Source organism: Lacticaseibacillus sp. 53-4, from assembly GCF_016861805.1.
Lineage (GTDB): Bacteria > Bacillota > Bacilli > Lactobacillales > Lactobacillaceae > Lacticaseibacillus.
Map to the genome: position 1 here is coordinate 47,459 of NZ_BOLT01000013.1, position 10,252 is coordinate 57,710.

Below are 10,252 nucleotides of genomic sequence, written 5' to 3' on the forward strand. Positions count from 1 at the left end.
TGCCGCCTTGTTTGCACCGCGCATTCGGGGTAACATTGTTTCATCATCAAAAAGGGAGTGGCTTTTTTTGGCGCTATCAAAAGCAGAAATGTTTCAAAAGCTGATCGAGCAGGCACACTTGCCTGACCCGGTCAGACAAGACCCTGCCCTGGCCAGCGCGACGGTCGAGGCCGTGACCATTCACAGCCGCTCTAAACGTTACGAGTTTGTGCTCGGCACGGCGGCGCTGCTGCCTTATGCCGTGTTTATTCAGCTGGATTCGCATATTAAGTCCGCGTTTAAGGGGATCGCCGAGGCCAGCATTCGCGTGCAGCCGCAAACGGTCGACCTGCAGGCCAAATTTTTGTCCGCATACTGGTCCTACGTGGTGGCCAACGCGCAAATCGAGTCGGCCATCGTCGCGGAGACCTGCATGAACCAAACCCCGCAGTTCGAGGACGGCAAAGTCACGCTGCTGGCGGAAAACGAGCCGGTACGCCAGTTTTTGATTCAGCAGGGCCTGGGCAAACTGGCCGAAGCCTACGCACAGGTCGGCCTGCCCGGCGTGACCGTGGACGCGGCCGTTGATGCCAGCGAGTCGGAAGCCAACCTGGCGGCCTTTAAGGCGCAAAAGGCCGAGGAAGCCGCCGCAATGGCCAAGCGGGCGCAAGCAGTCGTGGCCCAGCGCGAGCAAAATCCAGCGCCCAGCGGCCCGGTTCAGCTGGGCCGCGGTTTGAAGAATAACGAGACGCCAACGCAGATGGTCGCGATCACCCAGGAGGAGAACTCCGTTTTGATCGAGGGCTACGTGTTTGACGTTGAGGTTCGCCAGCTGCGCTCCAAGCGGTCGCTTTTGATCGCGAAAGTGACAGACTACACCTCGAGTTTTATCGTGAAGAAATTCAGCAACGGTGCCGATGATGAAGCGGCGTTCGGCCAGATCAAGGTCGGCATGTGGCTGAAGATTCGCGGCAGCGTGCAGGAGGACACCTATTCCCGTGAGCTGACCGTCATGGCCCGCGACATGGTGGAAGTGCACCATGATCTGCCGCAGGAAACGGCAGAAGGCGAAAAGCGCGTTGAGCTGCATTTGCACACCAACATGAGTCAAATGGACGCCTTGCCAAGCATCAGCGCCTATGTCGAGCGCGCCAAGGCCTGGGGCCAGACTGCCATTGCCGTGACCGATCACGCCGGGCTGCAGGCCTATCCCGAGGCCCACACTGCGGCGACTCAGGCCAAGCTCAAAATGCTTTACGGCGTCGAGATCAACCTGGTCGACGACGGGGCACCAGTGGCGTACAACGCCGATGCACCGCGAAGCCTCGCGGATGCCACGTACGTGGTGTTCGATATTGAAACCACCGGGCTGTCTGCGGTGTACGACAAAGTGATCGAAGTCGCCGCCGTCAAGATGAAAGACGGAAAGGTTATCGACTCGTTTGAAGAGCTGATCGACCCGGGGTTTGCGCTGTCTGAATTCACCATCAACCTGACCCACATCACCGACGAGATGGTGCGCGGCTCCAAGACTGAGGCCGAGGTGCTGAAGCTGTTCCGGCAGTTTTGCGCCGGCACCATCATGAGCGGCCACAATGTGACATTCGATGTCGGCTTTTTGAACAAAGGCTACGAGCGCTTGGGCGAGGAACCGATTCAAAACCCCGTGATCGATACGTTGGAGCTGTCGCGGATGCTGCACCCGGAGCGCAAGAACCACAAACTCGACACGCTGACTAAGGCCTACAAGATTCCACTGAATCATCACCACCGGGCCAACGCGGATGCCGAGGCGACCGGGTACCTGCTGTACGCGCTGGAAAAAGAGGCGCTGAAAAAGTACGACATTGAGCAGCTGAATCAGCTAAACTCGCGTATCGGCGAAGACGAGGCCTACAAGCAAAGCCGGCCGACCCATGCGATCGTGTTTGCGAAGACTCAGGCTGGGCTCAAGAACCTTTTTAAGCTGGTCAGCCAGTCCAACATTGATTACTACTACCGGCTGCCGCGGGTGCCGCGGTCTGCCCTGCAAAAGCTCCGCGAGGGTCTGCTGGTCGGGTCGGCCTGCGACTCCGGTGAAGTCTTTATCGCGGCGATGCAAAAAGGCGCCGCTGAAGCCGCCAACAAGGCGAAGTTCTACGATTACCTGGAAGTGCAGCCGCTTGCCAACTACCAGCCGCTGATCGATGGCGGCCTGGTTCAAGGCCAGGCGCACCTGCAGGAAATTTTGAAGACCATCATCAAAATTGGGCAAGACCAAGGCAAGTTAGTGGTCGCCACCGGCGATGCCCACTACCTAGACAAAAACGATGCCATTTACCGCAAGATTTTGATTCACAGCCAAGGCGGGGCCAACCCGCTGAACCGTCACGAGCTGCCGGATGTGCACTTCCGCTCCACGCAGGAGATGCTGGACGCCTTCGCCTGGCTCAAAGATGACCAGTTGGCTCACCAGCTGGTCGTGGAGAACACCCACAAGGTGGCGGATCTGATCGATGGGGACATCACCCCAGTCAAGGACCAGCTTTACACGCCGAAGATCCCAGGGGTGGAAGAGCACCTGCGCGCCGATGTGATGAACACCGCGCATCAGATGTACGGGGATCCATTGCCTGAAATTGTGCAGGCACGGCTGGACAAGGAACTCAAAAGTATTATCGGTAACGGGTTCTCAGTGATTTACAACATTGCCCAGCAGCTCGTGCTTAAGTCCAACAAGGACGGCTACCTGGTTGGCTCCCGTGGGTCCGTCGGCTCCAGTTTGGCGGCCACAATGTCTGGCATCACGGAAATCAACCCGCTGCCGCCGCATTACCGCTGCCCCAAGTGTCAGTATTCCGAGTTCTACACCAAGGGCGAGTACGGCTCAGGCTTTGATTTGCCAGACAAGGCCTGCCCCAAGTGCGGGACCAACATGATCAAAGATGGTCAGGATATTCCGTTTGAAACCTTCCTGGGCTTCAAAGGGGACAAGGTGCCTGATATCGATCTGAACTTCTCCGGGGACTATCAGCCAATCGCCCATAACTACATTAAGGTGCGGTTTGGCGAGGACCACGCGTTTCGCGCTGGGACCATCGGCACGGTGGCGGATAAAACGGCTTACGGCTATGTCAAAGCCTATGAGCGCGACACCGGCCAGATGCTCCGCGGAGCGGAAATCGATCGCCTGGCTAAAGGCGCCACCGGCGTTAAGCGGACGACGGGCCAGCACCCGGCGGGGATTCTGATTGTGCCGGAAGACATGGATATTTACGACTTTTCGCCGATCCAGTACCCAGCGGACGATCAAAGCGCCGCATGGAAGACCACCCACTTTGATTTTCACTCGATTCATGACAACATCCTCAAAATGGATGTGCTGGGGCACGATGACCCGACCATGATCCGCATGCTGCAGGACCTCTCCGGGGTCGACCCGAAGAGTATCCCGATGGATGACCCCGGCGTGATGTCGCTGTTTTCCAGCCCCGACATATTAGGGGTGACCCCAGAGCAGATCAATTCGAAAACCGGGACGCTGGGCGTGCCGGAATTCGGGACGCGCTTTGTGCGGGGGATGCTCGAGGAGACGCACCCCAAGAAATTCTCCGAGCTGCTTCAGATCTCCGGCCTGTCCCACGGCACCGACGTGTGGCTGGGCAACGCCGAGGAGCTGATCCAAAACGGCACGGTGACGATCAAGGAAGTCATCGGTTGTCGTGACAACATCATGATGGATCTGATTCACTGGGGAATGGACGACTCTCTAGCGTTTAACATTATGGAGCACGTCAGAAAGGGCCGCGGGATCCCGGATGACTGGCAACAGGCCATGCGCGACAACCCGAAGGTGCCGGATTGGTACATCGATTCCTGCCTGAAGATCAAGTACATGTTCCCGAAGGCCCACGCGGCCGCGTACGATTTGATGGGGCTGCGCATCGCTTGGTTCAAGGTTTACTTCCCGCTGGTGTACTATGCGTCTTACTTCTCGGTGCGCGCCGAAGACTTCGACCTGGTGGCGATGAGCCACGGCAAGGAGGCCACCAAGGCCGCCATCAAGGCCATCACTGACCAGGGCAACGACGCCTCGGCGAAGGACAAGACGTTGCTGACGGTGCTGGAGCTGGCCAATGAGTGCCTGGAGCGCGGCTTCACCATTAAGATGGTCGACATTAACCAATCCGACGCGCATGATTTCCTGATCGTGGATGATCACACGCTGCTGGCGCCGTTCCGCGCCGTTCCGGGGTTAGGCGACAACGTGGCCAAGCAGATCGTTGCGGCCCGCGAGGAGAAGCCGTTCCTGTCCAAGGAAGACCTGGCGAACCGCGGTAAGGTCTCAAAGACCCTGATCGATTACATGACTGAAAATCATGTGCTCGACACGCTGCCTGATGAAAACCAGCTGTCACTGTTCGACTCGATGTTCTAGTCCCATGGGAGCCGCCGCGATTCACTGTTGCATTGGAAAGGGTTTTATGCTAGATTATCCATAGTAGTTAAATCCTTTGAGGAGGAGTGAGCAGAGATGCTCACTCCTTTTCTTAGGAGAGGTAACGGGGGCCGAATTGGCCGCCAGCACAACAACCTAAAAGGGGGGAAAGACTTGAGCACGGTTGTCGAGACAGTGAAACAAATCGTTGATCCGATCCTTGAAGCCAACCATTTCGACCTGAGCGATATCGAGTTTGTTAAGGAAGGCGGCAGCTGGTACTTGCGGGTCTACATTGATAAGCCGGGTGGCATCACGCTTAACGAGTGTGTGATGGTCTCAGAGGCCTTGTCCGAGAAATTGGACGCCATGGACCCTGATCCCATTCCGCAGGCCTACTTCTTGGAGGTTTCCTCACCAGGTGCCGAGCGGCCGCTGAAAACTGACCAGGACTTTAAAAACGCGGTTGGTGAATACATTCATATCTCCTTGTTCACGAAGCTCAACGGTAAGAAAGTGTTCGAAGGCACCTTGAAGGCGCTGGATGACGACACCCTGACCTTGGAGCTGAAGGATAAGGCGCGCAGGTTCGAGCAGGCATTCGATCGCCAGACGATCGCCAACGCCCGCCTGGCCATCGAATTTTAAGCGGCAATCCCGCTGGCAAAGGAAGGAACAACATGTCAAAGGAAATGATTGAAGCCCTTGACGCCCTCGAGACCGAAAAAGGCGTCAAAAAAGAAGTTGTGATTGAGGCGCTTGAAGACGCGCTGGCCTCGGCGTACAAGCGTAATTACGATCAGGCACAAAACGTCGACGTCGAGTTCGACAAGGACCAAGGCGACATCCACGTGTACGCGGTCAAGGAAGTCACTGAGGAAGTGTTCGACTCTCGGCTGGAAGTCAGTCTGAAGGACGCGTTGGCCATCAACAAGGCTTACGAGGTCGGTGACAAGATCAAGTTCGAAGTCACCCCGAAAGACTTTGGCCGCATTGCGGCGCAAACCGCTAAGCAGGTCATTATGCAGCGGGTGCGCGAGGCCGAGCGCGGCATTATCTACGATGAGTACTCGCAGTACGAAAACGAGATCATGACTGGCGAAGTTGAGCGGCGCGATAACAAATTCATTTACGTGAACTTGGGTAAAATCGAGGCCGTGCTGGGCCGCGGCGATCAGATGCCGAACGAGCAGTACGAGCCCCACGATCGCATCAAGGTGTTCGTGTCCAAGGTTGAAAACTCAAGCAAGGGCCCGCAGGTCTTTGTTTCCCGCACCAACCCTGGGCTGGTCAAGCGCCTGTTTGAACAGGAAGTGCCAGAAATTTTCGACGGCACGGTGGAAATCGCCGGAATCGCGCGTGAGGCTGGCGATCGCACCAAGATCGCCGTGCGCTCGACGAACCCGTCTGTCGATCCGGTCGGCACCACGGTTGGCCCTCGCGGTGCCCGCGTTCAGGCCGTGGTCAATGAGTTGTCCGGCGAGAACATGGATGTCGTGCAGTACGAGGAAGACCCGGTGGATTACATCGCCAACGCCTTGAACCCGGCGCAGGTCATCGCCGTTCAATTCAACGATGAAGACAACGACCGGTCCTGCACGGTCATCGTGCCCGACTACCAGCTGTCTTTGGCCATCGGCAAGAAAGGGCAAAATGCCCGGCTTGCCGCCAAGCTCACCGGTTACAAGATCGACATCAAGGCCGAATCTGACGTTGAATTTGTCGATGATGACGAGCTTGAGGAAAACGACGAGCAAATCGAAGAGACCCAGGCGGATCAGTCTGGTGCTGACGCGCCGGCTGAAGACGAGGCGGCCGCTGCGCCAGCACCTGAGGACTCAGATGCAAAAGCCGCAGACGACGCGGCCGAAACCAAGTAGGAGGCAGCCATGAAAAAGCGCAAGATCCCGATGCGCAAGGACCTGCTGTCGGGAGAGATGTTTCCGAAAAAGTCCCTAGTGCGCATCGTACGGCAAGCGGATCAAACCGTTGCCATCGATCCCACCGGTAAAGCTCAGGGCCGCGGCGCGTACGTGGCTCTGGATCCTGCGGCCGTCAAGAAGGCCCAAAGCAAACACATCATCGAAAAGGCGTTTGACGTCAAAGTGGCCGATAGTTTTTACGATGAGTTGTACGCCTACGTCGACCACCAGAAGGCTCGCCAAGAGCTGTTCGGCGACCAGGCATGAACAAGCAGCAAGCGCTAAACTTGCTGGGGCTGGCGCAACGGGCCAACCGGCTAACGGCCGGTGAAGGCTTTGTGCTGGCGGCGATTCGGGACCAAAGTGCCAAGCTGGTCCTCGTCGCCTCTGACGCCTCAGCGAACACCAGAAAAAAGTTTTCCGATAAAGGCAGCTTCTACCAGGTCCCAGTCAACTTAACCTTGACGAGCCTGGAGCTGAGTTCTGCGATCGGCCGTAAGCGGTCCGTGATCGCGGTGCAAGATCGCGGCTTTGCAGAGAAGCTGGTCAAGCTGCTCACCTAATGAATAGACAGGGAGCGTGAAGAAATGGGCAAACAACGAGTTTATGAATTTGCCAAAACGCTCGGCATCCCGAGTAAAACCGTGATCGACGCGGCCAAAGCTCAGGGCATCGAGCTCAAGAACCACATGTCAACGTTGGACGATCAGCAGGAAGCTGCTTTGAAGTCCGCGCTGAAGGGCCAGTCCGCCAAGGCGGCAAAACCTGCCGCAAAGGCGAAAGCCGAGGCTAAGCCGGCAGCTAAGACGCCAGCGGCCAAGCCGGCCGCAAAGCCTGCAGCTAAAGCTGAGGCCAAGCCTGAAGCCAGCGCTGAATCTAAGCCAACTGCCAAGCCAGCAGCGGGCGCTAAGCCAGCCGCTGATCAGTCAGCAGAAGCCAAGAAGGTGCCAGGGACTCACCACATGCCGCAAAAGACGGCAGATGGCAAGACCCTGATCTCCAAGTCTGCGATTCGCCGGCCGCACAACACCCAGGCTAACGCCCGCGGTGGCCGGTTCAACCGCAACGACAACCGGGGCGGCCAAGGGCAACCGGCCGGCCAGCAGGCTGCTGGCAATCGCGGCGGCAACCGGTCGAATGAGAGTCGCGGCGGTTACAACAATAATCGTTCGACTGATAACCGCAACGATAACCGGCGCAGCGGCAACAACCGCAACGATAACCGGCGCGGCGGCGATCGCTTCTTGAACCAAACCAGCGCCAGTCCGATGCCGCGTGCCGGTCGCCGGACTCAGGCCAATGGGAATCCGCGGCCAGTGGCTGGCAACGACGAGAAGTTCATCAAGCAGCTGGAAGAAAAGCGCCAGCAGGATAAGGCGAAAGCTGCAGCCAAGCGCGAAACCGAAAAGGCGCTCGAAAAAGTCGCCGAGGAAAAGCCAATCGCGGCCGCCTATACGGCCCCAGTGCCGCCTGCCGCTGAAAAGCCGGCAAAGCCAAATGACAATCGGCGCACTGCGGATCACAGCAGCAACGACAATCGCGGCCGCAACAACTTCCGCAACAGCCGCGGCGGTTACAACAATAACCGCGGCGGATTTGGTAACTCGAATCGGCGCAACAAGAAGAACAAGCGCAGACAGCAGACGCAACCCAAGAAAGAAATGCCACAGCGCAAGGAGCGGCCATTGCCAGAAAAACTCATCTACACTGTTGGAATGAACGCCCAGGATCTGGGCAAGATCCTGCACCGCGAGCCAGCCGAGATCATCAAGAAGCTGTTCATGTTGGGTGTGATGGTTAACCAAAACCAGAGCCTCGACAAGGACACCATCGAACTGGTCGCGACCGATTACGGCATTGACGCTGAACAAAAGGTTGAGGAAGATATTACCGACCTCGACAAGATGTACAACGCCGAAGTCACCAACAAGGACACCCAGACGCCGCGGCCACCAGTGGTCACCATCATGGGCCACGTTGACCATGGTAAAACCACCTTGCTTGATCGTTTGCGTCACACCCATGTGACCGAAGGCGAAGCAGGCGGGATCACGCAGCACATCGGGGCTTACCAAGTGAAGCTCAAGGATCGTCTGATCACGTTCCTGGACACCCCAGGGCACGCGGCCTTCACCAACATGCGGGCGCGTGGCGCGGATATCACCGATATCATCGTGCTGGTCGTGGCGGCCGATGATGGGGTCATGCCTCAGACCATCGAAGCCATTAATCACGCCAAGGCGGCGAACGCGCCGATGATCGTTGCCATCAACAAGATCGATAAGCCAGGTGCAAATCCGCAGCGCGTCACCGAAGAGCTGATGAAGTACGATCTGGTCCCTGAAGACTACGGTGGTGACACCATCTTCGTCAACATTTCCGCCAAGTTCGGCAAGAACATCGACGAGCTGCTGGAAATGATTTTGCTGGAAGCGGACGTACTGGAGCTCAAGGCTAACCCTGACCAAAAGGCCATCGGGACCGTTATTGAAGCTCGCCTGGACAAAGGACGTGGCCCTGTTGCTACGGTGCTGGTCCAGGAAGGTACCCTGCACGTCGGCGACCCGATCGTCGTCGGCCACACCTTTGGCCGCGTGCGGACCATGACCAACGATCATGGCCGCCACGTCAAGGATGCTGTGCCAGCGATGCCAGTTGAGATCACCGGTTTGAACGACGTGCCGCAGTCTGCGGACAAGTTTGTCGTCTTTGACGATGAAAAAACCGCCCGCGCGGCCGGCGAAAAGCGGGCCCAACAGGCACAAGAACAGGAACGTCAACAGACGCATCACGTCACCCTCGACAACCTGTTTGAAACCATGAAGGAAGGCCAACTCAAAGAAGTTGACATCATCATCAAGGCGGATGTGCAGGGTTCGGTCGAAGCGCTGGCCGGCAGCTTGAAGAAGATCGAGGTCAAGGGCGTCCGGGTGAACATCATTCACCAAGCCGTTGGGGCGATCAACGAAAGTGATGTCACCTTGGCTTCCGCTTCCAACGCGGTCATCATTGGCTTCAACGTGCGGCCAACGCCGCAAGCGAAGGCTCAGGCCGATGCCGATGATGTGGATATCCGCTTGCACCGCGTCATCTACAAGGCCATCGAGGAAGTCGAGTCTGCGATGAAGGGGATGCTGGAGCCGACTTACGAAGAGAAGGTCACCGGCAACATCACCGTGCGCGAGACCATTCCGGTGTCCAAGATTGGGACGGTGGTCGGCGGCTACGTCGACAGCGGCTTCATTCGCCGCGACTCCAAGGTCCGCCTGATCCGCGACGGCATCGTGAAGTACGAAGGCGAACTGGGCTCCTTGCGCCGGTTCAAGGATGACGTGAAGGAAGTCCGTCAGGGCTTTGAACTCGGTTTGACCATCGATGGTTACAACGACATCAAGGTCGATGATCAGATCGAGGCGTACACGATGGAAGAGGTTCCGGTCAAGTAACCTCAGGCCATCTGAAGAGGCACACATGAAACATCGCATAGGCCGCGTGGAGACCCAGATCCAGCGTGAAATCGATGACATTTTGTTAAAAGATGTCAACGACCCGCGGGTTCGGGCAGTCACGATCACCGGCGTGAAGTTGACTGGCGACCTCCAAGAGGCCACCGTCTACTTCAGCATTTTATCTGACGATCCCAAGGCGCTCGCAGACGCCCAAACTGGCCTGGATAAGGCCAAAGGGCTCATTCGCAGTGAGGTCGGTCAGCGCATTAAGCTCTTCAAGGTGCCGACCTTGACGTTCAAGCAGGATACGTCGGTTCAATACGGCGCGCACATTGACGAGCTGCTCAACGAAGTGAAACACGAAGGCCTCGAGTAAAGGCTGTGCGGCCCACCAGCGATGGTGGGCCGTTTTTTTTATAGAGGCTTTAGCCGGGCTCGCGCGGAGACGCGCGAGGCTCAAAACCACCCGCTGTGCGGGTGGAGTC

At 57.4% G+C, this 10,252-nt stretch carries 7 protein-coding genes; all 7 read left to right on the forward strand.

Translation table 11 applies throughout. From position 1 onward, the window contains the following. The first annotated feature begins 88 nt into the window (after positions 1-88). The 7 genes from JUF21_RS06805 to rbfA all read left to right on the forward strand — a co-directional run bounded on the left by JUF21_RS06805 (position 89) and on the right by rbfA (position 10,143). Positions 89-4,396: a PolC-type DNA polymerase III gene (locus JUF21_RS06805; RefSeq protein WP_374706443.1), complete on the forward strand. Its 4,308-nt coding sequence runs from the start codon at positions 89-91 to the stop codon at positions 4,394-4,396. A gap of 174 nt (positions 4,397-4,570) precedes the next feature. Continuing rightward, the gene (gene rimP, locus JUF21_RS06810) at positions 4,571-5,044 is read left to right on the forward strand and encodes a ribosome maturation factor RimP (protein WP_164506123.1); all 474 of its coding nucleotides are present in this window, start codon (positions 4,571-4,573) and stop codon (positions 5,042-5,044) included. A gap of 32 nt (positions 5,045-5,076) precedes the next feature. Further along, entirely contained in the window at positions 5,077-6,276 is a 1,200-nt protein-coding gene (gene nusA, locus JUF21_RS06815; RefSeq protein ID WP_203663645.1) for a transcription termination factor NusA, read from the forward strand. Between the two features lie 9 nt (positions 6,277-6,285). Next, positions 6,286-6,585, forward strand: coding sequence for an RNase P modulator RnpM (gene rnpM / locus JUF21_RS06820; protein WP_125754756.1), 300 nt, complete (start codon positions 6,286-6,288; stop codon positions 6,583-6,585). Beyond that, the gene (locus JUF21_RS06825; protein ID WP_203623771.1) at positions 6,582-6,881 is read left to right on the forward strand and encodes a ribosomal L7Ae/L30e/S12e/Gadd45 family protein; all 300 of its coding nucleotides are present in this window, start codon (positions 6,582-6,584) and stop codon (positions 6,879-6,881) included. Before rnpM ends, JUF21_RS06825 begins: the two co-directional genes overlap by 4 nt. A 24-nt stretch (positions 6,882-6,905) precedes the next feature. Next, positions 6,906-9,764 carry a translation initiation factor IF-2 gene (infB, locus tag JUF21_RS06830; RefSeq protein WP_203623772.1) on the forward strand — a complete coding sequence of 953 codons (2,859 nt, stop codon included), beginning with the start codon at positions 6,906-6,908 and terminating at the stop codon, positions 9,762-9,764. Positions 9,765-9,789: 25 nt separating this feature from the next. Next, on the forward strand, positions 9,790-10,143 hold the full coding sequence (gene rbfA, locus JUF21_RS06835; protein ID WP_203623773.1) for a 30S ribosome-binding factor RbfA: 354 nt from the start codon (positions 9,790-9,792) through the stop codon (positions 10,141-10,143). The last annotated feature ends 109 nt before the right edge of the window (positions 10,144-10,252 follow it).

Bases quoted from the DNA above. Each gene is read 5' to 3' on its own strand.
- JUF21_RS06805 (WP_374706443.1), top strand. From the start codon at position 89: ATGTTTCAAAAGCTGATCGAGCAGGCACACTTGCCTGACCCGGTCAGA.
- nusA (WP_203663645.1), top strand. From the start codon at position 5,077: ATGTCAAAGGAAATGATTGAAGCCCTTGACGCCCTCGAGACCGAAAAA.
- rnpM (WP_125754756.1), top strand. From the start codon at position 6,286: ATGAAAAAGCGCAAGATCCCGATGCGCAAGGACCTGCTGTCGGGAGAG.
- JUF21_RS06825 (WP_203623771.1), top strand. From the start codon at position 6,582: ATGAACAAGCAGCAAGCGCTAAACTTGCTGGGGCTGGCGCAACGGGCC.
- infB (WP_203623772.1), top strand. From the start codon at position 6,906: ATGGGCAAACAACGAGTTTATGAATTTGCCAAAACGCTCGGCATCCCG.
- rbfA (WP_203623773.1), top strand. From the start codon at position 9,790: ATGAAACATCGCATAGGCCGCGTGGAGACCCAGATCCAGCGTGAAATC.